The 26,235-nt window shown below is 70.8% G+C and carries 21 protein-coding genes; 17 read left to right on the top strand and 4 right to left on the bottom strand.

All coding sequences use genetic code 11. The features are described 5' to 3' along the window. The first annotated feature begins 49 nt into the window (after positions 1 to 49). The 17 genes from F4560_RS12815 (at position 50) to F4560_RS12735 (ending at position 23,257) form a co-directional block, all read left to right on the top strand. Positions 50 to 1,291 carry a Gfo/Idh/MocA family protein gene (locus F4560_RS12815; protein WP_184919784.1) on the top strand — a complete coding sequence of 414 codons (1,242 nt, stop codon included), beginning with the start codon at positions 50 to 52 and terminating at the stop codon, positions 1,289 to 1,291. Further along, complete coding sequence (locus F4560_RS12810; protein WP_184919782.1) at positions 1,288 to 2,790, top strand: sugar ABC transporter ATP-binding protein; 1,503 nt, start codon at positions 1,288 to 1,290, stop codon at positions 2,788 to 2,790. Before F4560_RS12815 ends, F4560_RS12810 begins: the two co-directional genes overlap by 4 nt. Positions 2,791 to 2,807: 17 nt before the next feature. After that, entirely contained in the window at positions 2,808 to 3,800 is a 993-nt protein-coding gene (locus F4560_RS12805) for an ABC transporter permease (protein ID WP_184929111.1), read from the top strand. Next, positions 3,797 to 4,834, top strand: coding sequence for an ABC transporter permease (locus F4560_RS12800; RefSeq protein ID WP_184919780.1), 1,038 nt, complete (start codon positions 3,797 to 3,799; stop codon positions 4,832 to 4,834). Before F4560_RS12805 ends, F4560_RS12800 begins: the two co-directional genes overlap by 4 nt. Next, the gene (locus tag F4560_RS12795) at positions 4,831 to 6,012 is read left to right on the top strand and encodes a substrate-binding domain-containing protein (protein ID WP_184919778.1); all 1,182 of its coding nucleotides are present in this window, start codon (positions 4,831 to 4,833) and stop codon (positions 6,010 to 6,012) included. Before F4560_RS12800 ends, F4560_RS12795 begins: the two co-directional genes overlap by 4 nt. A gap of 37 nt (positions 6,013 to 6,049) precedes the next feature. Next, on the top strand, positions 6,050 to 6,907 hold the full coding sequence (locus F4560_RS12790; RefSeq protein ID WP_184919776.1) for a sugar phosphate isomerase/epimerase family protein: 858 nt from the start codon (positions 6,050 to 6,052) through the stop codon (positions 6,905 to 6,907). Positions 6,908 to 6,992: 85 nt separating this feature from the next. Then, positions 6,993 to 11,783, top strand: coding sequence for a ThuA domain-containing protein (locus F4560_RS12785; RefSeq protein ID WP_184919774.1), 4,791 nt, complete (start codon positions 6,993 to 6,995; stop codon positions 11,781 to 11,783). Positions 11,784 to 11,994: 211 nt separating this feature from the next. Beyond that, a complete protein-coding gene (locus F4560_RS12780; RefSeq protein WP_184919772.1) occupies positions 11,995 to 13,152 on the top strand; it encodes an inositol-3-phosphate synthase in 1,158 nt (385 codons plus the stop codon). Next, positions 13,149 to 14,003 carry an SCO3242 family prenyltransferase gene (locus F4560_RS12775; protein WP_184919770.1) on the top strand — a complete coding sequence of 285 codons (855 nt, stop codon included), beginning with the start codon at positions 13,149 to 13,151 and terminating at the stop codon, positions 14,001 to 14,003. Before F4560_RS12780 ends, F4560_RS12775 begins: the two co-directional genes overlap by 4 nt. Beyond that, complete coding sequence (locus tag F4560_RS12770; RefSeq protein ID WP_184919768.1) at positions 14,000 to 15,526, top strand: EboA domain-containing protein; 1,527 nt, start codon at positions 14,000 to 14,002, stop codon at positions 15,524 to 15,526. Before F4560_RS12775 ends, F4560_RS12770 begins: the two co-directional genes overlap by 4 nt. After that, complete coding sequence (locus F4560_RS12765) at positions 15,526 to 16,377, top strand: TatD family hydrolase (protein ID WP_184919766.1); 852 nt, start codon at positions 15,526 to 15,528, stop codon at positions 16,375 to 16,377. The genes F4560_RS12770 and F4560_RS12765 overlap by 1 nt, the downstream gene beginning before the upstream one ends. Then, entirely contained in the window at positions 16,374 to 17,480 is a 1,107-nt protein-coding gene (gene eboE / locus F4560_RS12760; RefSeq protein WP_184919764.1) for a metabolite traffic protein EboE, read from the top strand. The genes F4560_RS12765 and eboE overlap by 4 nt, the downstream gene beginning before the upstream one ends. Beyond that, entirely contained in the window at positions 17,477 to 18,871 is a 1,395-nt protein-coding gene (locus tag F4560_RS12755; protein ID WP_184919762.1) for an alkaline phosphatase family protein, read from the top strand. The genes eboE and F4560_RS12755 overlap by 4 nt, the downstream gene beginning before the upstream one ends. 41 nt (positions 18,872 to 18,912) lie before the next feature. After that, the gene (locus tag F4560_RS12750; RefSeq protein ID WP_184919760.1) at positions 18,913 to 19,914 is read left to right on the top strand and encodes a hypothetical protein; all 1,002 of its coding nucleotides are present in this window, start codon (positions 18,913 to 18,915) and stop codon (positions 19,912 to 19,914) included. Between the two features lie 106 nt (positions 19,915 to 20,020). After that, a complete protein-coding gene (locus F4560_RS12745; protein WP_184919758.1) occupies positions 20,021 to 20,767 on the top strand; it encodes a putative adhesin in 747 nt (248 codons plus the stop codon). Positions 20,768 to 20,877: 110 nt separating this feature from the next. After that, positions 20,878 to 21,699, top strand: a complete 822-nt coding sequence (locus F4560_RS12740) for an alpha/beta hydrolase family protein (RefSeq protein ID WP_184919756.1) — start codon at positions 20,878 to 20,880, stop codon at positions 21,697 to 21,699. A gap of 10 nt (positions 21,700 to 21,709) precedes the next feature. Beyond that, on the top strand, positions 21,710 to 23,257 hold the full coding sequence (locus F4560_RS12735; RefSeq protein WP_184919754.1) for a helix-turn-helix domain-containing protein: 1,548 nt from the start codon (positions 21,710 to 21,712) through the stop codon (positions 23,255 to 23,257). A 13-nt stretch (positions 23,258 to 23,270) separates the two neighbouring features. Here the strand turns inward: F4560_RS12735 and F4560_RS12730 are convergent, their stop codons facing one another. The 4 genes from F4560_RS12730 to F4560_RS12715 form a co-directional block, all read right to left on the bottom strand. After that, positions 23,271 to 23,885: a class I SAM-dependent methyltransferase gene (locus tag F4560_RS12730; protein WP_184919752.1), complete on the bottom strand. Its 615-nt coding sequence runs from the start codon at positions 23,883 to 23,885 to the stop codon at positions 23,271 to 23,273. A gap of 81 nt (positions 23,886 to 23,966) precedes the next feature. Then, positions 23,967 to 24,842: an LLM class F420-dependent oxidoreductase gene (locus F4560_RS12725; RefSeq protein WP_184919750.1), complete on the bottom strand. Its 876-nt coding sequence runs from the start codon at positions 24,840 to 24,842 to the stop codon at positions 23,967 to 23,969. Positions 24,843 to 24,951: 109 nt separating this feature from the next. Next, entirely contained in the window at positions 24,952 to 25,407 is a 456-nt protein-coding gene (locus F4560_RS12720; protein WP_221483469.1) for a hypothetical protein, read from the bottom strand. 1 nt (position 25,408) lies between these two features. Continuing rightward, positions 25,409 to 26,116, bottom strand: a complete 708-nt coding sequence (locus F4560_RS12715; protein ID WP_184919749.1) for an SGNH/GDSL hydrolase family protein — start codon at positions 26,114 to 26,116, stop codon at positions 25,409 to 25,411. Between the last annotated feature and the right edge of the window lie 119 nt (positions 26,117 to 26,235).

The following is a 26,235-nucleotide window of genomic DNA, read 5'->3' as shown; positions in this document are numbered from 1 at the left end:
CACCGACTTTTGATTGACATCCGCCATTAGCCCCCTTACCGTTCGCCGCATGACTGTGACCCACCTAACTCAAACGGCCGAGAGCGGTCGTACCGAGCCTCGGACACTGCGGGTTGCCGTGGTGGGTGCTGGGTTTATGGGCCGTGTGCACGCCGAAGCGGCCCGGCGTGCCGGGGCCGCGGTGGTCGCCGCCGTGGCGAGCACCCCGGAGGCCGCCGACCACGCCGCGCGGACCGTGGGCGCCGAGCGCGGGTACCCGGATCTCGACGCGCTGCTGGCCGAAGCCGGGGCGGACGTGGTGCACGTGTGCACGCCGAACGCCCGGCACGCGGAAGCGGTGGAGGCGGCGCTGGCCGCGGGTGCGCACGTCATCTGCGAGAAGCCCCTGTCCACCAGCGCGGTGCAGGCCGACGCCCTGACCGCCGCGGCGCTGGCCGCGGGCCGGGTGGGGACCGTCCCGTTCGTCTACCGATTTCACCCGATGGTGCGCGAGCTGCGGGCCAGGCTGGCGTCCGGTGAGGCGGGCGTGGTGTCCACCGTGACCGGCGGGTACCTCCAGGACTGGCTGGCCGGGCCGAACGACGACGACTGGCGGGTCGACTCGGCGGTGGGCGGGCCGTCCCGGGCGTTCGCCGACATCGGCTCGCACTGGTGCGACCTGTTCGAGTTCGTCACCGGCGACCGGATCCACCGGCTGTCCGCCCAGACCGCCACCGTGCAGGCCCGACCGCGACCCTCGGTCACGCCGACCGAGGACGCCGCCGTCGTCCAGTTCACCACCGCGGCCGGGGTCCTCGGGACGCTGGTGGTCTCGCAGGTCGCCGCCGGACGGAAGAACCGGCTGCACCTGGAGGTCTCCGGCACCGAGTCCAGCTTCGCCTTCGACCAGGAGGACCCGGAGCGGCTGTGGGTGGGCCGCCGGGACGGCAACCGGGTGCTGGTGCGCGACCCGTCCACCCTCTCGCCCTCGGCCGCCAAGTACGCGCGGCTTCCGGCTGGGCACGCGCAGGGCTACCAGGACTGCTTCGACGCCTTCGTCGCCGACACCTACCGCGCCGTGCGGGGGGAGGACCGGCCGGACGGGCTGCCGACCTTCGCCGACGGCCTGCGCGCGACCCGGATCACCGAGGCGGTCCTGCTGTCCGCCGCGTCCGCCGGGGAGTGGACCACCGTCGGCGGAGTCGGCGATCAGGCCACTGTCGGCGGAGCGGGCGATCAGGCCACCGTGGGTGGAGCGGGCGATCAGGCCACTGTGGGTGGAGCGGGCGATCAGACCGGGGTGGCCGGATGAGTGCCGAACAGGACGTCGTCGTCCGCCTCACCGGGATCACCAAGAGCTTCCTCGGTGTGCCGGTGCTGCGCGGTGTCGACCTCGAACTGCGCGCGGGCGAGGTGCACGCGTTGATGGGCGAGAACGGCGCGGGCAAGTCGACGCTGCTCAAGGTCCTGGCGGGCGTGCACCGGCCCGACTCCGGCCGGATCGAGGTCAACGGCGAGCCGGTCGTCTTCACCACGCCGCGCGACGCCCAAGAGGCGGGCATCGCGATCATCCACCAGGAGTTCAACCTCCTCGAACACCGCACGGTCGCGGAGAACGTCTACCTCGGCCGTGAACCGGTCCGGCGGGGCCAGGTGGACCGCCGCAAGATGGAGGAGGACACCCGGAAGCTCCTCGACTGGCTCGGTGAGGACGGGATCGACCCGGCCGCGCCGATCAGCCGGCTCTCGGTCGCCCGCAAGCAGGTCGTCGAGATCGTGAAGGCGCTGTCCACCGACGCCAAGGTGCTGGCGATGGACGAGCCGACCGCCGCGCTGGCCGACCAGGAAGTGGAACTGCTGTACGACCTGGTGGACCGGCTGCGCAAGCGGGGGATCGCGATCCTCTACGTCTCGCACCGGATGCGCGAGGTGTTCGACCTCAGCAAGCGGATCACCGTGCTGAAGGACGGCGCGTTCGTCACCTGCGCCCTGACCGCCGAGATGACGTCCGACCAGCTCGTCCGGCACATGGTCGGGCGCTCGCTGGACGCGCTCTACCCGGACCGGGCGACCGAGGAAGACCTCGGCGAGGTCCGGTTGGCCTTGCGCGGCGCGGGGAACGAGCGGGTCCGAGGGGTGACCTTGGAGCTGCGGTCGGGGGAGATCGTCGGCATCGCCGGGCTGCAAGGCTCCGGGCGGTCGGCCATCGCGCGGGCGATCTGGGGTGTCGAGCCGTTCACCGGCGGCACGCTGGAACTGGACGGCGTGGCGCGGCGGATCACCGACCCCCGTGTCGCCGTGCGCCTCGGCATCGGTTTCGTCACCGAGGACCGCAAGAGCGAGGGCCTGGCCCTGCGGCAGTCCATCCGGGACAACGCGCTGCTGGTCCGGCGGTCGGCGTTGCCGGGCGGCGCGGGGCGCAAGAAGTCCGACCTCGGCGCGTTGCTGAAGTCGGTGGAGATCGTCGCGCGGGGCGAGCACCAGGAGGTGCGGTACCTGTCCGGCGGCAACCAGCAGAAGGTCGTGCTGGCCAAGTGGCTGGCCGTGGGGCCGCGCGTGCTCATCGTGGACGAGCCGACCCGCGGCATCGACGTCGGCGCGAAGCAGGCCGTGCACCGGCTGCTGCGCGACCTGGCCCGCAACGGCGTCGCGGTGCTGATGATCTCGTCCGAACTGCCGGAGCTGATCGGCATGAGCGACCGGATCCTGGTCGTCCACGAGGGCGCCATCGCGGGTGAACTGCCCGCCGGGGCAAGCGAAGAGGCCGTCATGGGGCTCGCCACCGGGCACGGAATCGGAGAAGTGGCGTGAGCGTCGTGCAGGAGAAGATCGAGGTCGCCCGGGGAGCCGCCAGAGGTGGCGTCCGGCGGTTCAGCCTCACCCCGACCGTGACCGTCTACCTCGCCCTGGCGGTGTTGCTGATCGTCGGGAGCGTGCTGGTCGGGATCCAGGGCGGCGTCCTGCTCGACCAGGGCGGCATCCTCAACATCCTGACCCGCAGCACCGTGCTGGGGCTGGTCGCGGTCGGCCAGACCATCGTGATCATCAACGGGTCGCTGGACCTGTCGGTCGCCTACCTGGTCGGGCTGTGCTCGCTCATCGCGGCCGAGACCATGGCGGGCAGCGACGGCATGATGGTGCCCGGCGTGCTGCTGGCCCTCGGTGTCGCCGCCCTCGTCGGCCTGGTCAACGGCCTGGTCGTGACCGTGCTGAAGGTCAACGCGTTCATCGCGACCCTCGGCGTGGCGCTGATCCTGCGGGGCTACCTGGAGGAGAACTACACCGGACCGGCCGGCGACGTGCCGCGCGCGTTCCAGCACCTCGGGTTCGACCGCTTCGGCCCCATCCCGGTCGGCGTGCTGCTCATGCTCGCGGTCGCCGGGGCGGCCTGGTGGTACCTGCGGCGGACCCGCGGCGGCTACCACATGTACGCGGTCGGCGGAGACATCGACGTGGCCAGGCTCTCCGGTGTGCGCACCGGCCGCACCATCGTCACCGCCCACGTCCTGTGCGCGGTCGCGGCCGGTCTCGCCGGGGTGTTCCTGGCCAGCAGGCTCGGGTCGGGCGCGCCGTACGTCGGCACGGACGCGGGCTACGACCTGGAGTCCATCGCGGCCGTCGTGCTCGGCGGAACGGCGCTCGCCGGAGGCCGCGGCGGTGTCGTCGGCACCATCGGCGGCGTCCTCATCCTGGCCACCCTGGACACCGTCTTCGACGACCTCGCGGTCGACCCGTTCTTCAAGGACGTGGTGCGCGGCATCGTCCTCATCGTCGCGGTGGCGCTCTACGCCCGCCGTCAGCTCTCCAGGAGGTCCGGGTGAACGCGCCCACCACGTGGCGTCCCCGATTGGCGGACGGCACCGCGCCGGTGCTCGCCGTGCTGGCCGTGCTCCTCGTCGCACTGGCCTTCGCCGGCCCGGCCTACTCGGAACCGACCGGCTACCTCGCGCTGCTCAAGCGCGCGGCGCCGTTGGTGATCCTCGCCATCGGCCAGTACTTCGTCATCGTCTCCGGCGGTTTCGACCTGTCGGTCGGGTCGCTGGTCACGGCCGAGGTGGTGATCGCGGCCAGGCTGATCGACGGGCAGGAGTCGGCGACCATCTGGGTGATCCCGCTGCTGCTCGGTTTCGGTGTGCTGGTCGGCCTGGTCAACGGGCTGATCACGACCAAGCTGATGGTGCCGTCGTTCATCGTGACCCTGGGCATGCTGCTCGTGCTCGACGGCGCGGTGTTCCTGTGGACCGGTGGCGCTCCCCGGGGCGCTCTGTCGCCCTCGTTCCGCGTGTTCGGCCGCGGCGGGATCGACCTGCCGGTGCTCGGTCACCTGCCGTGGTCGGTGGTCATCCTCCTCGTCGTCCTGGTCGCCGCCGCCTACTTCATGCGCAGCGGCACGGGCCGAACGCTGGTCGCGGTGGGGGACAACCAGGACGCCGTGCGGCTGGCCGGCGGACGGGTCGTGCGCCTGAAGGTGCTGGCGTTCGTGCTGTCCGGTCTGCTGGCCGCGCTGGCGGCGATCCTGCTCGGCGGGTTCGCGGGCGTGTCGGCGCAGGTGGGGGAGGGCCTGGAGTTCCGGGCCATCACCGCCGTGGTGCTGGGCGGCGTCCTGCTCGGCGGCGGACGTGGCTCCGTCGTGGCCGCCGCGGCCGGGGCGTTGACCCTGGAAGCCCTCTTCTCCCTGCTGAACCTGCTCGGCGTCTCCGGTGCCCTGGAGTCCGCCGTCCAGGGCGTGATCATCATCGCCGCGGTGGCCTACGCCTCCCTCGGCGCCAACCTCAGGCTCGGGTTCAGGTCGCGCACCGCGACCGCCGAGTCCACCTCCAGCACCACCTCACCGCCGCACAAGGAGATCCGATGAACAGGAAGTGGTCCGTCGTGGCCGTCGCGGGCGTGCTCGCCATGGCCGGTTGCAGCAGCGACCTGCCCGCCGACGGCGGCACACCCGGCTCGACGGGCACGTCCAAGGCCGAGAGCGCGAAGTCCGAGTTCTTCAACAGCGCGCAGTACGAGCGCCAGTTGAAGTTCCGGACGACCGCGGCCGACGGCCCGGCCGACAAGCCGTGGGAGCAGATGATCTCCCCCGAGCTGGTCGACACGGCCAAGTTCGCCAAGCCGGGCGGCAACCACCACCTCTGCTTCTCGAACGCGGCGGTCAACAACCCGTGGCGGCAGGTCGGCTTCAAGACGATGAAGGAGGAGGTGAAGCTGCACCCGGAGATCACGAAGTTCACCGTGCTGGACGCGGAGGCCAAGGACGACAAGCAGATCAGCGACATCCAGTCGTTCGCCTCGCAGGGGTGCAGCGCGTTGATCGTGTCCCCGAACACGACGGCGACGCTGACGCCCGCCATCGAGGCCGCCTGCAAGACCGGTGTGCCGGTGATCGTGTTCGACCGCGGCGTCAACTCGACCTGTCCGGTCACGTTCGTCCACCCGATCGGCGGGTTCGCGTTCGGCGCGGACGGCGCGGAGTTCCTGAAGGAGAAGGTGAAGTCGGGCGGCAAGGTCCTCGCCCTGCGCATCCTGCCCGGCGTGGACGTGCTGGAGCAGCGGTGGGCCGCGGCGAACGAGATCTTCTCCGGCAGTGACCTGAAGGTCGTCGGCGTCGAGTTCACCGACGGTGACGCGGCCAAGACCAAGAGCATCGTCAACGACTTCATCCAGCGTGAAGGCCAGATCGACGGCGTGTGGATGGACGCGGGCGCGACCGCCGTCGCCGCGGTCGAGGCGTTCCAGGACGCGGGCGTGCCGATCCCGGCGTTCGTCGGCGAGGACCAGCAGGACTTCCTGCGCATGTGGGCCGACGAGAAGATGACCGCCGTCGCGCCGACCTACCCGACGTACCAGTGGCGCACCCCGATCATCGCCGCGCTGAAGGTCCTCAACGGCCAGCAGGTGCCCAAGGAGTGGGTGCTCCCGCAGCCGAAGGTCACCGGCGACAACCTCCAGAGCTTCCTCAAGCAGGACATGCCCCCGCTGCACTACGCGATGTGCGGGTGCGAGGGGATGCCGGGTTACCCCGCGCCCTGGAAGTGACCTCGAAAACCCGCCTGGAACTGGAACGGAGGCACCCGTGCACGCCATCGGTGTGAACACGTGGGTCTGGACGTCACCGTTGCGCGACGAGACGCTGGCCGTGTTGGCCACGCGGACCGCCGGCTGGGGGTTCGACGTGCTCGAACTCCCGGTGGAGCAGGTCGGTGACTGGGATCCCGCACGGGCGGCACGGGTGCTCGCCGACCACGGTCTCACCGCGACCGTCTGCCTGGTGATGCCACCGGGCAGGGAGCTGGTCGCGGCCGACGCCGCGACCGTCGCCACCACCCAGGACTACCTGCGGCAGGTCGTGGACATCGCGGCGGAGGTGGGGTCGCCGGTCATCGCCGGCCCCGCCTACGCCTCGGTCGGCCGCACGTGGCGCATGTCGGACCGCGAGCGGTCGGACGCCTACGCCGAGCTGCGTGACAACCTCGCGCCCGTCGTCGAGTACGCGCTCGCGTCCGGCGTGCGGGTCGCGGTGGAACCCCTCAACCGCTACGAGACCAGCCTGCTCAACACCATCGGGCAGACCCTCGCGGCACTGGACGGCCTGCCCGCCGACGGGTGTGGTGTCGCGGTCGACGTCTACCACCAGAACATCGAGGAGAAGCACGTCGGCGGCGCGATCCGGTCGGCCAAGGGCCGGATCGCGCACGTCCAGGTGTGCGCCAACGACCGAGGCACCCCCGGCGACGACACCCTCGACTGGCCCGACATCGTCGCCGCCCTGGCGGAGGCCGATTACACCGGTCCGCTGTGCATCGAGTCGTTCACCGGTGAGAACGCGACCATCGCGACCGCCGCGTCCATCTGGCGCCCGCTGGCGTCCACGCAGGACGCGCTCGCCGTCGACGGGCTCCGGTTCCTGAGGGAGGTGGTAGCCACCGCCTGACCCGCGTGTCCCCCGACTCACCGGCGCCGGCACGCCGGGCGGAACCGAAAGTGTGTGGAGGATCGTGAGAACCCCTGTAGTCCGCTTGCGCACTGTCCTGACGCTCGTGCTGGCCTTGCTCGTCGTGGTCGGCCTGGCCCCGGCGACCGCCGCGGCCCACCCCGGCCACGAGGCGCCGGCCGAATTCCGGGCCCTGCTGTTCACCAAGACCGCCGCCGGCGCCTACCGGCACGACTCGATCCCGGCCGGCATCGCGATGGTCGAGAAGCTCGCCGTGGACAACCACTTCGAGGTCGTGCACAGCGACGACTCCGCCCAGTTCACCGACGAGAACCTGGCCGGGTTCGACGTCGTGATCATGCTCCAGAACGGCGGCATGGTCTGGGACACCGACGCCCAGCGCGCCGCCGTGCGGAAGTACGTCAACAACGGCGGCGGCATCGTCGCCATCCACAACGCGACCGACATGAACATCGAGTCGTCCTTCCCGTGGTGGGACGACTTCGTCAACGGCGGCGCGCACATGACCGCGCACTCCGCCAACGGCCTCACCGCCACCTCGTACCAGGTGGACGAGGTGCACGAGTCGACCAGGCACCTGCCGGACCGCTGGCAGAAGGTCGAGGAGTGGTACAACTTCAAGCCGAGCATGCGCGGCAAGGTCCACCCGCTGGTCGAGGTGGACGAGAAGACCTACGACCCGGGCTCCGAGGCCATGGGCCACGACCACCCGATCTCGTGGTGCCGTGACGCCGAGGGCGGCCGGGTCTGGGCGACCGGCATGGGCCACAACGTCGCCGACTACACCGAGCCGAACTTCGTCGCGCACGTCCTGGGCGGCATCCGGACCGCCGCCGGCGTCGTGTCGTCGGACTGCGGCGCGACGGTCGACAGCAACTTCGAGAAGGTGGCGCTGGACGACGGCACCCACGCGCCGACGACGCTGGACATCGCGCCGGACGGCCGGGTGTTCTACACCGAGCTGCTCGGTGAGATCCGCGTGCACGACCCGGCCACCGGCGCCACCTCCACCGCGTTGTCCCTGCCCGTCTACAGCGGCGGCGAGGACGGCCTGGTGTCGTTGGCCCTGGCACCCGATTTCGCCACCAGCAACCACCTGTACGTGTACTACTCGCCGCCCGGCCTGGCCGAGATCAACCGGGTCTCGCGGTTCACCGCCACGGGCAACGTGATCCAGCCGGACAGCGAGAAGGTCCTGCTGGAGATCCCGGCGTCACGCCGCGAGGAGCCCGGCCACACCGGCGGGTACCTGGAGTTCGGGCCGAACGGCAACCTGTACATCGGCGTCGGCGACGACACCAACCCGTTCCAGTCCAGCGGGTACGCCCCGATCGACGAGCGCCCCGGCCGTGACCTGTTCGACGCGCAGAAGACGTCGGCGAACACGAACGACCTGCGAGGCAAGATCCTGCGCGTGCACCCGGAGGCGGACGGCACCTACACCGTCCCGGCGGGCAACATGTTCGCGCCGGGCACGGAGAAGACCAGGCCCGAGATCTACGCCATGGGCTTCCGCAACCCGTTCCGCTTCAACGTCGCCTCCGACGGCACGGTCTACATGGCCGACTACGGCCCGGACGCGGGCGGGGACAACCCGTCGCGCGGCCCCGGCGGCATCGTCGAGTGGAACGTCATCAAGGAGCCCGGCAACTACGGCTGGCCGTACTGCGTGGGCAACAACACCCCGTTCAACGACTTCGACTTCGCCACGAACACGTCGAAGGCGAAGTTCGACTGCGGCAACACGGTGAACGACTCGCCGAACAACACCGGTCTGACCACGCTGCCGCCGGCCAAGGCCGCCGACGTGTGGTACGGCAACGGGGCCGAGGGCGACGACTTCCCCGAGATGGGCACGGGTGGCGAGGCCCCGATGGCCGGGCCGCGCTACGAGTTCGACCCGAACCTGGTGTCGGACGTCAAGTTCCCCGAGTACTACGACGGGAAGCCGTTCTACTACGACTGGACGCGCAACAAGTTCTGGACGTTCTCGCAGGACGACCAGGGTGGCCTGCTCAAGATCAACGAGTGGTTCAAGAGCGCCGCGCCGCTGGCCCCGATGGACATGAAGTTCGGTCCTGACGGCGCCATGTACGTCGTGGAGTGGGGCGGTGGGTACGGCCGGGACAACCCGGACTCGGGCATCTACCGGATCGACTACACGCAGGGCAACCGGCGGCCGACCGCGAAGGCGACGGCCACCCCGTCGTCGGGTCAGGCGCCGCTGCCGGTCAAGTTCTCCGGCACGGGGTCGAACGATCCCGAAGGCGCCGCGCTGACCTACGCGTGGACGTTCGGCGACGGCGGCACGTCCACCGAGGCCGAGCCCACCCACACCTACAACGCCAACGGCGTCTACAACGCGCAGCTCACCGTGACCGATCCGTCGGGCAAGAGCGGTGTGACCAACGTCCAGGTGACGGTCGGCAACACCGCGCCGTCGGTGACCATGACGTCCCCGGTCGACGGCGGGTTCTTCGACTTCGGTGACAAGGTCGCGTTCGACCTCGACATCACCGATCCGGAGGATGGCCAACCGGACTGCGCCAAGGCGGTCGTCCAGCCCGCCCTCGGTCACGAGGCGCACGCGCACCCGATCGACCCGATCAACGCGTGCGAGGGCGAGTTCGCCACGCTGGTGGACGAAGGCCACGCCGACGCGGACATCTTCTACTCCGTGGACGCGTCCTACACCGACGGCGGCGCCGGTGACCTGCCGCCACTGGTCGGCCGCGACCTCGCGGTGATCCAGCCCAAGCACAAGCAGGCCGAGTTCCACCAGGAGTCCTCGGGCATCCTGGTCGGCAACGACCCCGCCGCCGAATCGGGCAAGCGGGTCGGGGACATCGGCGACGGCGACTGGATCGCCTTCGACCCGGTGAACCTGCACCAGATCGACCGCGTCACCGCACGGGTGGCGTCCGCGAGCGCGGGCGGCTCGATCGAATTGCGCAAGGGCTCGCCGACCGGTGACCTGGTCGCCACCATCCAGGTGCCCGAGACCGGCGGCGTCGACCGGTACGTGACCGCGCCCGAAGTGGCGGTCACCAACCCCGGCGGCACGATGAAGCTGGTCGCGGTGTTCCTCGGCCCGGCCAACCAGTTCACGCTCGACTCGTTCACGTTCATCGGCAAGGGCGTGTCGGTCAACGCCGCGCCGCACGTCGTCGTCACGGCGGACCCGGCGACCGGCACCGCGCCGTTCACCACCAAGCTCACGGCGACGGCGACCGACGCGGAGAACGACGCGCCGTTCACCTACTCGTGGGACCTCGGTGACGGCACTTCGGCGTCCGGCCCCACGGTGGACCACACCTACGCGGCGGACGGCACGTACTACGCGTCCGTGACGGTCACCGACGCGGCCGGGCGGACCAAGAAGGTGTCCACGCCGGTGCTCGTGCGTGACCCGCCGATGCCGCCCATCACCTGCGACACCCCGAACCCGGCCATCGCGCCGAGCGACGAGTTCGACGGTGACCGGCTCGACGGCTGCCGCTGGAACGCCGTCGTGCGGCCGGACCTGCCTTCGATGCGGATGGGCGACGGTGTGCTGAGCATCGACACCCTGCCCGGCGACATCAACGGCGGCGGCAACGACAACCCGCGCAACTTCGTCCTCCAGAACGCACCCGCGGGTGACTGGGCGGTGGAGACGAGGATGGCCGCGCCGCTGGTCGAGCAGTGGCAGCTCGCCGGCTTCATGGTGTACGCCAACGACGACGACTACGTGAAGTTCGACGTCGTCGCCCGCAACGCGCCGGGCCAGGCCGTGACGTTGGGCGCGGAGCTCGTCTCCGAGAACAACGGCTCGTTCGGCGACGGAGGCAACCGGGGCATCACCATCGGCACACCGGAGAGCGGGTGGTGGCACCTCCGGCTGAAGAAGGTGGGCAACACCTACAGCGGCGAGATCAGCGACGGCGGCACCACGTGGAGGTCGATGGGCGCGCCGGTGACGAACGACGTGCCGAACGCGAAGATCGGCCTGATGGCGATCGGCCCGTCGCAGACCATGGGCCCGGTGACGGTCGACTTCGACTGGTTCCGGGTGTCCGTGGACAACGCCGCGCCGGAGGTCACGGCGACCGTGAACCCGGCGGAGCCCACCGGCACGGACGGCTGGTGGACCACGGCGCCGACCGTGACGGTCAACGCGGTGGACGCAGGTTCCGGCGTGGCGAGCACCGAGTACCGGGTCGACGGCGGCGACTGGAAGCCTTACACCGCACCGTTCCCGGTGTCGGGTGACGGCGTCCACGCGGTGGAGTACCGGGCGACCGACGTTCGGGGCAACGTGTCCGAACCCGGTTCGGTGCAGGTCAAGGTCGACGCGACCGCGCCGACCGTGAAGCTCACCGGGCTGTACGACGGCGTGAGCTACGGCCACTCCGAGGACAAGGTGGTCTCCTGGCAGGGCGAGGACGCCGCGTCCGGGGTCGGCTCGGTCACCGCCACGCTCGACGGGGCGCCGGTGACGTCCGGCGCGACGCTCTCGATGCACACGCTCGCGCTCGGCGCGCACACCCTGGCGCTGACCGCGACCGACAAGGCGGGCAACAAGCGGGAGCTGGTGGTGTCGTTCACCGTCACCACCTCGCTGCCCGACTTGCAGGCCCTGGTCGACCGGTTCTCGGCGGAAGGGCGCATCCCGTCCTCCGTCGCACGAGGACTGGACCGCGACCTGGACGACGCCCGCCGGCTGCTGTTCCAGGGCAAGCGGGCCGAGGCGGTCAAGAAGCTGGAGGGCTTCCGCGACGCGGTCGCCCGCAAGGTGACCGACAAGCCCGTGCGTGACCTGCTCGTGGCCGACGCGGAGGTGGTGATCGCCGCCGTGCGCGGGCAGGCGGGCTGATCGGACCGGATCGACCGTGGTGGCCGCCGTTGTCCGCTGGACGCGGCGGCCACCACCCACCATGCGTGGGCGCGGGTGCCGGTCCGTGCCCACCCGACCGGCGCCGGGACGTTTTCGCGTCCCGGCGCCGGCTCGGCGAGACCTCGGTGATCTGAACCGAACCCGGTGACCTGGACGGACTTCGAGTGGAGCAGGCGAAGGAGGGTGGCCAATGGCGGACGAACCCACCGGGCTGTGGTTGATCGGCGCACGAGGGTCGGTCGCGACGACGGCGATCAGCGGGCTGCTGGCGTTGCGGGCGGGCTTGGCGCCGCCGACCGGGTGCGTGACCGAACGACCGGATCTGGCCGGGGCGCCGTTGCCCGGCTGGGATGACCTGGTCGTCGGCGGGCACGATGTGGTCGACACGGCGTTGGTCAAACGGGCGGAGCAGTTGGCCGACAGCGGTGTGGTGCCGCACCGGCTGCTCGGGCCTATCGCGGCGGGGTTGCGGGCGGCGGATGAGGAGATCCGGGAGGGCTATCACCCGGTGACGCACCGGGGCAGCCAGGCGGACGCTGCTCGGCGGCTCGGTGCGGACATCGCGGACTTCCGGGAGCGGCACGGGTTGGCGCGGGTCGTGGTGGTGAACGTGTCCTCGACGGAGCCGCCGGTCCCGGCCACGCCGGAGCACGACGACCTGGCGTTGTTGGAGGAGGCGCTGGCCGATCCGGCGCGTGCGGTGTTGCCGCCCAGTTCCGTGGCGGCGTACGCGGCGCTGCTGGCCGGTTGTCCGTTCGTGGACTTCACGCCGTCGACCGGTATCGCGTTGGCCGCGCTTGATCAGTTGGCCCGTCGGGAGCGGTTGCCGTACGCGGGGCGTGACGGCAAGACGGGTGAGACGTTGTTGCGGACGGTGCTCGCGCCGATGTTCACCGCGCGGGCGTTGCGGGTGCGGTCGTGGGCGGGGACGAATCTGCTCGGTGGTGGTGACGGGGCGACGTTGGAGGACCCGGCGCACGCGGACAGCAAGATCGTGTCGAAGGCGCGTGGTCTGGCGGCGTTGCTCGGGGACGACGTCACCGCGCCGCTGCACATCGACAACGTGCCGGATCTGGGTGAGCAGAAGACGGCGTGGGACCACGTGTCGTTCGAGGGGTTCCTCGGTGCGCGGATGTCGTTGCAGCTCACCTGGACCGGGCTGGACTCGTCGTTGGCCGCGCCGTTGGTGTTGGACCTGGCGCGGTTGGTCGCCGCGGCGCACGCGGCCGGTGAGGTGGGGGCGTTGGGGGCGTTGGCGTTCTTCTTCAAGGACCCGTTGGGCAGTGACGAGCACCGGTTCGCGGAGCAGACTCGTGAGCTGTACCGGTGGGCGGGGGAGTTGGGGTGAAGGCGTACGCGGAACTCGTCCGGGCACCGGCCGCGTTGACGGTGCTCGGCGACACACTCGTCGGGGCTGCTGCGGCGGGCACATCGTTGCGCGGTAGGCGTTTATTGCTGCCGTTGTCGTCGGTCGCGTTGTACTGGTCGGGGATGGCGCTCAACGACTGGGCGGACCGTGAGCTGGACGCCGTCGAGCGCCCGGAACGGCCGATCCCGTCCGGGCGGATCAGCCCTCGTGCCGCGCTGGCCACCGCTGTGGCGCTCAGTGCGACCGGGCTCGGGCTGGCCGCGTTGGCCGGTGGCCGTGACTCGCTGGCCGTCGCCGCGCCGCTCGCCGTGGCGGTGTGGTCCTACGACACCGTTCTCAAGGACACCAAGGTCGGGCCTCTCGCCATGGCGGCGTGCCGTGCGCTGGACGTCCTGATGGGTGCGGGTCGTTCACGGGCGGGTACCGCGCTGCCCGCCGCGGTGGTCATGGCCGGGCATACGTTCGGGGTGACGGTGTTGTCTCGCGGTGAGGTGCACGGCACTTCACCCAACACGGTGAAGGCGGTGCTGGGCGGGACGGCCGTGGCGGCGGTGGCCACGATCGCCCGCCCGGTCCGGACTTGGCGGAACCGGTTGGGCGTGCTGGCGGGTGCGGCGGGATACGCGGCAACGGTCGGCCGTGCCCAGTTGGCCGCTGTGCGCGATCCCGGAGCGGGCACCGTCCGATCGGCGACGAAGGCGGGGATCCACGGCATGCTGCCGCTGCAAAGCGCGCTCGTCGCGCGCAGCGGGTCACCGGCCGTCGCTGCCGGGTTGGCGCTTGTGCTGCCCCTGGCCCGTGCTTTGAGCAGGAAGGTGGGGCCGACATGACGTTCCGTCTGGGGTACGGCACGAACGGCTTCGCGAACCACCGGCTGGACGACGCTTTGGCGATGATCGCCGACCTCGGTTACACCGGCGTGGCGCTCACACTCGACCACTTCCACCTCGACCCGTTCGCCCCTGACCTCGCGCGGCGGGTCGACCAGGTCGCCGCCCGGCTCGACGGCCTCGGTCTGGGTGTCGTGGTGGAGACGGGGGCGCGCTACTTGCTCGACCCCCGCCGCAAGCACCACCCGACGCTGGTCAGCGAGGCGCAGGAGGTCCGGGTCGACTTCCTGATCCGGGCGCTGCGGGTCGCGGCCGACCTCGGCGCCGACTGCGTGTCGTTCTGGTCCGGCATCGTGCCCGCCGGCGTGGATGACGAGGAGGCGTGGCAGCGGATGCGGGCTGGTGTGACGGCGGCGCTGGACGGTGCGGTCCAGCACGGCGTTCCGCTGGCGCTGGAACCGGAGCCGGGGATGCTCGTGGAACGCTTGGACCAGGCGCTTCGGCTGAGGGAGGAGCTCGGGTCGCCTGACCTGCTCGGGATCACGCTGGACGTGGGGCATTGCGTGGCGGTGGAACCGGAGGACGCGGCCGACTGCATCCGCCGGGCGGGCGACTTGCTGCTCAACGTGCAACTGGACGACATGTTGCCCGGCGTGCACGAGCATTTGGAGTTCGGTGACGGCGATCTGGACCTACCGGCCACGCTCGCCGCACTGGCCGAGATCGACTACACCGGCCTAGCCGCCGTAGAACTCCCCCGCCACAGCCACGCCGCGCCCGATGTGGCACGTCGGGCCATGAGTGCGCTGCGTGCGGCCTTGCCCGGGTCAGGTGCGGGGCTGGCCGAGTCGGGCGCAGTGTCGCCCGAGCTGGGTGCGGCGTTGCCGGAGCCAGGTGGGGTGTCGGCGGAGCTGGGTGTGGTGTTGCCGGTGTCGGCCGAGTCGTGGCTCGCGGAAGCGGAGCGCGCGGTGTTGGCTGATCCCGCGTCGATCGGCGTGCTCTTTCCCGCCGTCGGCCGCGAAGTGGGGCGAACGCCGGTCCGAGGCGAGTCCGACCCGCTCGGCGTGGTCCACGGGACCGTGGACGACGTGGCCCGGACCAAGCTGCTGGTGGCCCTTGCGTCGGCGGTCGGACCGGCGGAGTTGGCCACCGAGCTGACGTCGCTCTACCACCACGGCGACGACGCCGAACGACGCGGCGTCCTGCGCGCGCTCGCGTCTATCGGTGACCGGGTGCCGACAGTGGGCGTCGAACTGGTCAAGGACGCGTTGCGCAGCAACGACACCAGGCTCGTCGCGGCGGCGCTCGGGCCGTTCGCCGCCGAACACCTCGACCTGCACTCGTGGCGGCACGGCGTGCTGAAGTGCCTGTTCCTGGGCATTCCGCTGACCGCCGTTGCCGGCCTCGACCAGCGCGTGGACGAGGAACTGGTGCGCATGGTCGCCGCGTTCGCCGACGAACGCCGTGCCGCCGGCCGTGCCGTACCGGATGACGCGCTCGACCTGCTGAGGAGCGAACCCTGATGCGCATCTTCGACCCGCACATCCACATGACCTCCCGCACCACCGACGACTACGAGGCGATGTACGCCGCCGGTGTGCGGGCGTTGGTCGAGCCGGCGTTCTGGCTGGGGCAGCCGCGCACGAACGTCGGGTCGTTCACCGACTACTTCGACGCCCTGATCGGCTGGGAGAGGTTCCGCGCGGCGCAGTTCGGCATCGCGCACCACTGCACGATCGCGCTCAACCCCAAAGAGGCGAACGACCCGCGCTGCGTCGAAGTCCTGGACGTGCTGCCGCGCTACCTGGCCAAGGACGGCGTGGTCGCGGTCGGCGAGATCGGTTACGACTCGATGACCCCGGAGGAGGACGAGGCGTTCGCCCGGCAGTTGGAGCTGGCGGTGCGGCACGGTCTGCCCGCGTTGGTGCACACACCGCACCGGGACAAGGCCGCCGGCACCGCGCGCACGCTCGACCTCGTCCGCGAATCCGGCCTGGCACCTGAACGGGTGGCCGTGGATCACCTGAACGAGACGACCGTGCGTGCCGTCGCCGATTCCGGCTGCTGGATGGGCTTCTCCATCTACCCCGACACCAAGATGGACGAGGACCGCATGGTGGCGATCCTGCGCGAGTACGGCACCGAACGAGTCCTGGTGAACTCCGCCGCCGACTGGGGCCGGTCCGACCCGCTCAAGACCCACAAGACCGGCCTGGCCATGCTCGCCGCCGGATTCGCCGAGTCCGATGTGGACAAGGTGTTGTGGGACAACCCGGTGGAGTTCTACGGCCAGAGCGGGCGGCTGATGCTGGACGACACCCCGGCGGGGGACACGTTCGCCGGGAACTCCGTGCTGCGGGGTGAACGCCCGTGACGTCCATCGCCTACTGCACGAACGTCCACCCGGCCGAGGACCTCCCCGGCATCATCGCCCAGCTCGACCGCTACGCCGTCCCGGTGCGGGAGGAGCTGGGCGTCGACACGCTCGCCCTCGGGCTCTGGCTGGCCGAACCGGTCGCGCGCGGCCTCGCCGAGGACGTTACGGCCCGGCGCGGGCTGGCGGCGGAACTGCGGGCCAGAGGGCTCACGGTGAGCACGCTGAACGCGTTCCCGTACGGCGGGTTCCACCAGGACGTCGTGAAGCACTCGGTCTACCTGCCGAGGTGGACCGATCCACGCCGCCTGTCGTACACGATGGCGTGCGCGACCGTGCTGGCCGACCTGCTGCCCGACTCCGCGTCCTACGGCAGCATCTCGACGTTGCCGCTGGCCTGGCGCGAGCCGTGGACCAAGACCGACGACGTGCGCGCCCAGGCCGCGTTCGACGTGCTGGCGCGTTACCTGCGGGCCGAGGCCGATCGCAACGGCAGGCCGATCAAGCTGGCCGTCGAACCGGAGCCGGGGTGCGTGCTCGACACGGTCGCCGACGCGGTGGGCTGGCTGGCCGGCCGGGTGGACCACGACCACATCGGGATCTGCCTGGACACGTGCCACCTGGCCGTGTCCTTCGCCGACCCGGTCGAGGCGGTCAAGGAGATCCACCGGACCGGGCTGTCGGTGGTCAAGGTGCAGGCGTCAGCGGCCCTGGAGGTCGCCGAACCGGGAACGGACGAGGGCAAGCGGGCCATCGCTGCGTTCGTCGAGCCGCGTTACCTGCACCAGGTCCGGGAGAACACGCCGACCGGGGTGCTCGCGGCCGACGACCTGCCCGAAGCGCTGACCGACCTGCCCGCGTCGCATCCGTGGCGGGTGCACTTCCACGTGCCGCTGCACGCCGAGCCCGCCGCCCCGCTCACCTCCACGACCGACGTGCTGCTCGCGGCGGCCGAAGCGGTCCGGGCTGCCTCGGACGTCATGCCGCACGTCGAGGTCGAGACCTACACGTGGACCGTCCTGCCCGGCCTGAGCACGGATCTGGCGGCCGGTATCGCCGCCGAGCTGCGCTGGGCCATCGACCACATCGGAGGCGCACCGTGAAACCGCTCGTGGTCATCGACGTCGTCGGCATGACGCCGGCGCTACTGCCGCACATGCCCAACCTGCGCGCCTTGGGCGAACGGGGTTGGCAGGCCGAGTTGGGCACGGTGCTGCCCGCCGTGACGTGCAGCGTGCAGTCCACACTGCTCACCGGCCTCACCCCGGCCGAGCACGGCATCGTCGGCAACGGCTGGTACTTCCGTGAGCTGGGCGAGGTGTTCCTGTGGCGCCAGCACAACCGGCTGGTGACGGGGGAGAAGGTGTGGGAGACGGCGCGCCGCGCTCACCCTGGCTACACCGCCGCGAACGTCTGTTGGTGGTACGCGATGGGCGCGTCGACCGACGTCACCGTGACCCCGCGCCCGATCTACCACGCGGACGGCCGCAAGTCGCCCGACGCCTATGTCCGGCCACCCGGGCTGCACGACGAGCTGGTGGCCGAGCTGGGCGCGTTCCCGCTGTTCCAGTACTGGGGGCCGACGGCGGCGCTGAAGTCGAGCGAGTGGATCGTCGCCGCGGCCCGCCGCGTTCTCGCGTCGCACCGCCCTGACCTGCTGCTGGTCTACGTCCCACACCTCGACTACGACCTCCAGCGCTTCGGCCCGTCCGCACCGGAGGCGGTCAAGGCGGCGACCGAGGTGGACGCCGCCCTGGCCCCGCTGCTGGCCGACGCGCAGGCGGCCGGCGCGACCGTCGTGGCGCTGTCGGAGTACGGCATCACAGACGCCCGCAGGCCGGTGGACATCAACCGGGCGCTGCGCCGGGCCGGGCTGCTGGAGGTCTACACACAGGCCGGGATGGAGCTGCTGGACCCGTGGACCTCCCGCGCGTTCGCGGTCGCCGACCACCAGATCGCCCACGTCTACGTCACCGACCCCGCCGACGTGCCCCGCACCAGGGCCGTCCTCGCCGAACTGCCAGGCGTGGACGTCGTGCTGGGCCGTTCGGAGCAGGCAGGCGTCGGGCTCGACCACGAGCGGTCCGGAGAGCTGATCGCGGTGGCCGAGCCGGACGCGTGGTTCACCTACTACTACTGGACCGACGACGACCGTGCCCCCGACTTCGCCCGCGGCGTGGAGATCCACCGCAAACCCGGCTACGACCCGGCCGAGCTGTTCTTCAACCCGGACGACCCGCTCGCCAAGGCCAAAGCCGGCCTCAACCTGGCCCGCAAGAAGCTCGGCCTCCGCTACGCGATGAACGTCGTGCCACTCGACCCGACCTGCGTACGAGGCACGCACGGCAGGCTGCCCGACCGCGCCGAAGACGGCCCGGTCCTGCTGTGCTCCAGCCCTCAAGTGCCGGACGCGGTCGAACGCACCGGCCGGATCGCCGCCACCGACGTCCGTGACCTCCTGCTCGACCTGCAAGGGCTCGCTGACAGGGGCTGACCCGTTTGCCCGGCGGTGGAGTCGGGGAGCATGCTGGTTCGATGGCGGGGGACAGCGAGCAGGTTCTGGGTGCCGTGGCGCATCCTGGTGGGTTCCTGGTGCGCCGACCGGAGTTGTCGGTCGGCGTGGTCAGGGCGGTGTCCAGGGTGTCCGGGCTGGAGATCGAGTTGCTGGCCCGACGGCCGCTGGACCGGCGCAACGCCAACGAACGGCGGCGGGACACCCGTAAGGCCGGTGCGATCGCGCCTCGCACGCTGTTGCCGGCCGTCGACGAGGGCATCGACCTGCGCCTCGGCCTGCTGGACGAGTCGGGCCTGGCGCACTGGCGCTACCCGGATTCCCTGGCGACCAACAGCGGTGACCACGCCGGGGGCGAGTCGGGGCCGACCCACCGTTCGGTCTTCCGGCTGCCGCCGGCGTTCGACGAGGTCACGTTGGTGCTCGCCTGGCCCGAGATCGGCTTCCCCGAGTCGGTGGTCACCGTGCCGCTGCCCGACCGTGCCGCCGTCGAGCGGGCGACGACGTCGATCTGGGACGCCCCGGTCGCCGCCGTGCCGACCGCCGAGCCGTTCGAGCACCAGGTGGCCTCCTGGCCGCGCGGTGCGGCCATCGAGGCCGGTACCACCGCCGCACTCCCGCGCGTCCTGCACCGGGGCGGTCGCGCGGCCGTCGTGCTCACGCGCCTGGTCGCCGTCGGCCCGGACCTGCTCTCCGCGGGCCTGTCGAGCATCGCCGAGGGTGATGTGGCGCGGACGATCGCGGGCAGCGCTTTCGGACCGTCCCGACGTTCGTCGCGGGCGCTCGGTGAAGCGGCCCGAATCCGCACGGACGGTCCGGGCGGCTCCATCGCGGTGATCCGGGACGGCCGGGCGCACTGGCTCCGAGCGCAGTCCGGCTCGTTCTCGGGCGGCGAAGGAACGGTCTCCGCAACCCAGGACTTCATCATCGAACGGCCCGCGGACGACGTGCTGGACCTGCTCGTCACGTGGCCGCTCGCCGGGCTGCCCGACGCACGAGCGCGCATCCCCCTCGACCGCCTCTGATCCCGTTCAGGCAATAGCCCTGCCGCTGTGTTGCCCTCACGGCCCCTCCCAAGCCCTGGCGCACCGACCACGATGGACGGTGTCGCCAGGAGGAAGGGGAACGGTCGTGCACAAGTCCGGACGCCACCGGAACAAGGCGGAGGACGAAGCCGCCAGGCAGGACGCCCCCGCACCGCACCGGCATCCACACCAGGAAGTGCTCGACCTGCAACGGCAGATCGGCAACCGGGCGGTAGCGGAGATGTTCACGCCCGTGCAGCGCGCGAGCAGGCAAAGCTCGATGTCGTCGTTGTCCTCTTTGTCCTCCATGGAGGCTCCCGAGGGGATGGACCTCGACATGCCCGCGCAACAGCAGGACGAGTACGGCGCGGTGGTCAGCGGGCACGGCAGGTTCAGTGAAGGTCACCTGGCCACCGAGCGGCGCACGAAGCGCGGGACGTTCACGGTGCCGCAGAACATGACGGTGAGGATGTACGCGCCCAACGGCGCTTACCTGGACAACGCCGTGGCGAACCGGATCGAAACCGGGCAGGTACCGCGCGCGGACGAGTTGGAGTTGAAGCAGACGGACTCGGCCAAGGTCGAACCCATGCCCGCCGGGTACCCGTGGACCTTCACCGCCGGGCAGGAAGTGGTCGACTACACGGTCCGGCCGCCGGACGGCCTGTCGATCCAGGGTTCACCGATCACGGTCGACGCACCGACGCCGCTGCGCGTGCTTGTGGAACGGGCGGCGGCCGACGGGCACACGCAGGTCCACTACGCGTGTTGCAGCAGCGGCTATTCCGACAACCCGCAGTTCGCCGCGATGTTCACGCACAGGGGGTACTACGTGCGTTTTAAAGAGGCCTGAGGACCCTCGTGAGGGCAGCACCCGTCCGCCCCCGCTGTTGGCTCGCCGCGTCGATTCCGCCGGTGGCGTAACCGATTCCGCGCACGCGGCCGTCGTCCTACCGTGGCCGCATGGAGTCACCGATCACGGGCACCGCCGCCGGCGTGCCGTTCACCGCACTGCCGCCCGTTCCCTCTACAGACAACGTCCCCGCGCCGCTCATCGTCACCTGGCACATGCTCGACGCGCCGAGGTCGGACGCCGCGTTCGCCGCCGCGTTGCCGATGAACGACCTGCCCGCGTGGCGGGTGCACCTGGGGATGCCGATGTGCGGGGCGCGCATGGTCGACGGCAGCACGGACGCCGTCGTGGAGTTGATGCGCAAGGACCCGCTGATGTCCTATCTGTACCCATTCGTCCGACAGGCTTTCGAGGAGTTCCCGGCCGCGCTGGAGTCGATCCGTGCGCAACTGCCGGTCGACGACGGCCCGATCGGCGTGCTCGGCGGATCGCTGGGCGGGGCCGTCGCGCTGCGCGTTCTCGCCGAGAGCGACGTTCCGGTCTTCGCCGGTGCTGTCGTCAACGCCGCGATCCGGATGCGGTCCGTAGTGGACCTGTTCCCCGGCGACTACCCGTATGACGCCGAGTCGGAGAAAGCCGTCGACAGCTTGGACTTCCTGGCCAAGGCGGACGCCATCGCCGGCCGCGCGCCGCTGCTGGTCGTCAGCGGCGAACTCGATCACCCGGGGCTGCGTGCCGACGCGCTCAGCCTTGCCGACGCCCTGGGTGAGCGCTCCGAACTGCTGTCCATCCCCGGCCTGGCGCACCCGCTCGCCGACGAACCCGGCATCGAGCCCGCGCCACAGCTGCCACTGGCCCGCGAGGTGGACGCCGGCCTGGTCACGTGGTTCCGCCGCCACCTCGCCGACTCGGTTATCTCAGATATGAGATAACGTTCGCCAGGTGACTAGTGATCTCGACAGCGCCAAGCCGTACCTGACCCAGATCGGCAACCTCATCCGCGACTCGCGGCGGCACCGGGGTTGGACGCAGGCGCAGCTGGCGGCCGCCGTGTCGACCAGTCAGAGCGCGATCAACCGGATCGAACGCGGCAACCAGAACCTGAGCATGGAGATGCTCTCGCGGATCAGCGAGGCGCTCGACTCCGGCATCGTGACGCTCGGCCAGGCGGCGCCGCTGCACCTGCGCGTCACCGGCGGCCGCACGTTGTCCGGCTCCATCAGCGTCAAGACCAGCAAGAACGCCGGGGTGGCGCTGCTGTGCGCCGCGCTGCTCAACTCGGGCCGGACGACGCTGCGCAAGGTCGCCCGCATCGAGGAGGTCAACCGCATCCTGGAAGTGCTGAACAGCATCGGGGTGCGGACCCGGTGGCTCAACGACGACAACGACCTGGAGGTCGTGCCGCCGAAGAAGCTGAACCTGGACGGAATCGACGTCGAGGCGGCCCGGCGCACGCGCAGCATCATCATGATGCTGGGACCGCTCCTGCACCACCAGGACACCTTCGAGCTGCCCTACGCGGGCGGCTGCGCTCTCGGCACGCGCACGGTGGAGCCGCACATGGTGGCTCTGCGGCCGTTCGGCCTGGTGGTCAAAGCCGCGGCCGGTCGCTACCAGGTCGTGGTGGACCGCGAGGCCGGGCCGCGACGTCCCATCGTGCTGACCGAACGCGGCGACACGGTGACCGAGAACGCGCTGATGGCCGCCGCCCGCCACGACGGCGTCACCGTGATCCGCAACGCCAGCCCGAACTACATGGTGCAGGACCTGTGCTTCTTCCTCACGGACCTCGGTGTGCGCATCGACGGCATCGGCACCACCACGCTCACCGTGCACGGTGTCGAGCGGCTCGACCGCGACCTCGACTACGCGCCGTCCGAGGACCCGATCGAGGCCATGAGCCTGATCGCGGCCGCGATCGTGACGTCCTCGGAGATCACCGTCCGGCGGGTGCCGATCGAGTTCATGGAGATCGAGCTGGCCCTGCTGGAGGAGATGGGCCTGGACTACGACCGGTCCGCCGAGTACCCGGCGGCCAACGGCCGGACCAGGCTCGTGGACGTCGTCGTGCGGCCGTCGACGCTGCGCGCGCCCATCGACAAGATCCACCCGATGCCGTTCCCCGGCCTGAACATCGACAACCTGCCGTTCTTCGCCCTCATCGCCGCGACGGCGCACGGTTCGACCCTGATCCACGACTGGGTGTACGAGAACCGCGCGCTGTACCTGACCGAGCTCACCAAGCTGGGCGGCAAGGTCACCCTGCTCGACCCGCACCGCGTCTACGTCGAGGGTCCGACCCACTGGTCTGGCGCGGAGGTCATCTGTCCGCCCGCGCTGCGGCCGGCGGTGGTGGTGCTGCTCGCGATGCTCGCCGCGAAGGGGACCTCGGTGCTGCGCAACGTCTACGTCATCAACCGCGGCTACGAACAGCTCGCCGACCGGCTCAACCAGCTCGGCGCGGAGATCACCACGTTCCGCGACATCTGAGGCAGCCCCCGTCTCACACGGACGGTTTGACGGCGGCGACGCGTTCTACCGTGCCGAGCTTGAGCCGTTCGCTGCGCACGACCGTGAAACCCGCTTCCACTACCAGCGGCAGGGGGCGGCGGGTCTGGTGGTCGCCGATCATCGGCACGGTGATCCGGTCCAGCAGGCGCTGGCCGAAGTTGATCACGCCGTGGTGGCTGCCGATGTGGTCCAGGAGGAGCAGCGTTCCTCCCGGGCGCAGCACCCGGTGCATCTCGGCCAGCGCGCCGCGTTCGTCGGGGACACCGCACAGCCCGAGCGTGCAGACGACCGTGTCGAACGACGCGTCGGCGAACGGGAGGGCTTGGGCGTCACCCTCCCTCAACGTGACGTCCAAGCCGAGTTCGGCGGCACGGGCGCGGGCCCGGTCGAGCATGGCGGGGCTGAAGTCCAGGCCGGTCAGCCGGACGCCGGGCGGGTAGTGCCGCAGGTTGAGGCCGGTCCCGATGGCTACCTCCAGCACGTCGCCCTCGGCCCGTGAACAGACCCACTCCCGCCCGCCGCCGAACTGGAGCCGTTCGAACACGCCGATGGACCGGTCGTACGTCGGCGCGAACTCGTCCCACTTGGCGCGAATGCGCTCGTCCACCGCGGTCCCTCCTCGTCGTGGTCACCGGAAGTCGGACCAGTCCACCGGTCGGCACGTCGGAGCGCATCTCCAAGTAGTCCTTCAGTCGACCTCCGCCACCCGTTCGGTGGTCGGGGCGACGACGCGTTCGATCCACTCGGCCAGGTCGCCGTCCGGCGCCATCACGACGACGGTGTCGAGGCCCAGCCCCGAGTAGTCGGCCAGTTCCTTGGCGAACGCGTCGACATCGCCGTCCTTCGGTGTGCTCCCGAGGTACACCGTGGTCTTGCGGATGTCCGCGTAGTCGCGGCCGACGTCGTCGCAGTGGCGGCGCAGCACGTCGAGCTTGTGCGCGACCTCCGCGGGGCTCGGCACGAGGAAGTTGCAGGCGTCGGCGTAGCGGGCGGCCAGCCGGAGCGTCTTCAGCTCGCCGTTGCCGCCGATCATGATCTCCGGGTGCGGCGTGCTCAGCGGCGCGGGTGAGCACAGCGTCTCGGCCAGGCGGTAGTGCTTGCCGTCGAACGGCCCGTTGTCGTCCGCGTCCCACATCTGATGGCAGATCCGGAGCGTCTCCTCCAGGCGTTCGAAGCGCTCGGCCAACGGCGGGAACGGCACGCCCAGGCCACGGTGCTCACGCTCGTACCAGGCGGCCCCGATGCCGAGGGTCGCCCGGCCACCGGACAGCACGTCGAGCGTGGTCACGATCTTCGCCAGCAGCCCGGGGTGGCGGTAGGTGACACCGGTGACGAGCGCGCCCAACTGGATCGTGGAGGTGTGCGCGGCGAGGAAGCCGAGGGTCGTGTAGCACTCCGGCATCGCGTCATCGGGGCTGCCGTTGCCCTCCATCTGGAAGTAGTGGTCCATGGCCGACAGCCACGAAACCCCGGCCGCCTCGGCTGCGACGCAGGCGGCGGCCAGATCGGGACCGAGTCGGGCCGCACCCTGGTTGAACCTGCTGATGTGCACACCAAGACGCACGCCGTGCTCCGTTCTCCAACTGCCCCGTGACCTACGGCCGGGACGCTAGATCCTGGAGCGCGCTCCAGGTCAAGCCACGACGCTCCAGGTCAAGCCACGACGCTCCAGGTCAAGCCACAGAGCGGTTCTTCGCGGCGTGGTGGCGCACCGAGCGGAGCAGGCCCGCCATGACGAGGCGGTGCCCGCCGGTCCGGATGACCAGCTGCCGGTACAGGAAACCGTGCGGTCCGGGGAACAGCGCGTAGGTGCGTGCGCTGAGCAGCGTTCCGCCCGCCTGCTCCGCCAGGGTCATCACCAGCCGGTACCGCGAGAACCGGTGCCGTCCGCTGAGTTCCAGGAGCTGTCCGGGCACGGCCGCCGTCACCGCGAACCCGGCGATGGTCGAGCCCACCTCGAACGGCGTCCCGGTGGCCCGGCGCGGTTCCGTGGCCAGCAGCAGTCCCAGTGCCTCGTTGCCGTCGGCCCGAGAGCGCGTCATCACGGAGGCGAGGCTGTGCCACACGGCCATCGGCGGGGCCGGGACGAGCACGCTGTGCTCGTCCACGTACGGGAGGTCGGTGTCCACGTCAGGCAGCGGCGGTGAGCGGGAGGTGGTCGGCGATGCCCTGTGCCCAGCGGAGGTAGCCGTACGCCGACGGGTGGAAGCGGTCCTCGGAGAAGAAGTCCGGGCCGACCGGCATGATGTCGGCCGAACCGATCCACAACGCGCCCGGCCGCTCCGCGCACACCCGCCGGGACGCCGCGTCGAGGGCTTCCGCGCGTTGGGAGAGGTAGCGGCGCAGCGTGCCCGGCAGTGACGGGAACGCCATGAACGGCGGAATCCCCGCCACCACAACGTGTTCGGCCCGCTTGCCGAGCTCGTCCACGACCGCGCCGAGGTCTTCCGTCCACTGCGCCGGGCTGCGTCGGCCGAGCACGTCGTTCACGCCCGCGAGGAGCACCGCGACGGTGAGGTCTTCGCCGAGCCGGGGGAGGAGCTTGTAGCGGATCCGCCGTGCCGTCGCGCCGTCTTGACCGATCGCTTCCCACGTGACGGGCCGATCGGTGCGTTCCGCGATCGTGCGGGCCAGGCTGCCGGGGAACCCGTCGTCGTGCGCGTCGACCCCGCAGCCCGCCGCCGTCGACTCACCCAGGACCGCCAGGCGCACGGCCGTACCTCCGGCGGTGTCACCCGCCGACCCCGTGGTCGGACCGGCGGCCGGCGGCAGGATCTTGATCGACTTCCGGGCCCAGATCCCCTGGGCGGCGACGATCGGCATCAGCAGCGGGTTCACGCGCCGGCCGCCTCGGTGAACGGCAGTCCTGTCGATCCGGCCGGCCCATGGTCGACCGCGAAACCGCCCCCGAGTCTCATGGCTGGAGCATGGCACCGGCATTACCCGTCGACAAGAAT

This window comes from Saccharothrix ecbatanensis (assembly GCF_014205015.1).
GTDB lineage: Bacteria > Actinomycetota > Actinomycetes > Mycobacteriales > Pseudonocardiaceae > Actinosynnema > Actinosynnema ecbatanense.
The sequence above is the reverse complement of the archived record's forward strand: the minus strand, read 5'-3'. Positions and strand labels throughout refer to the sequence as shown.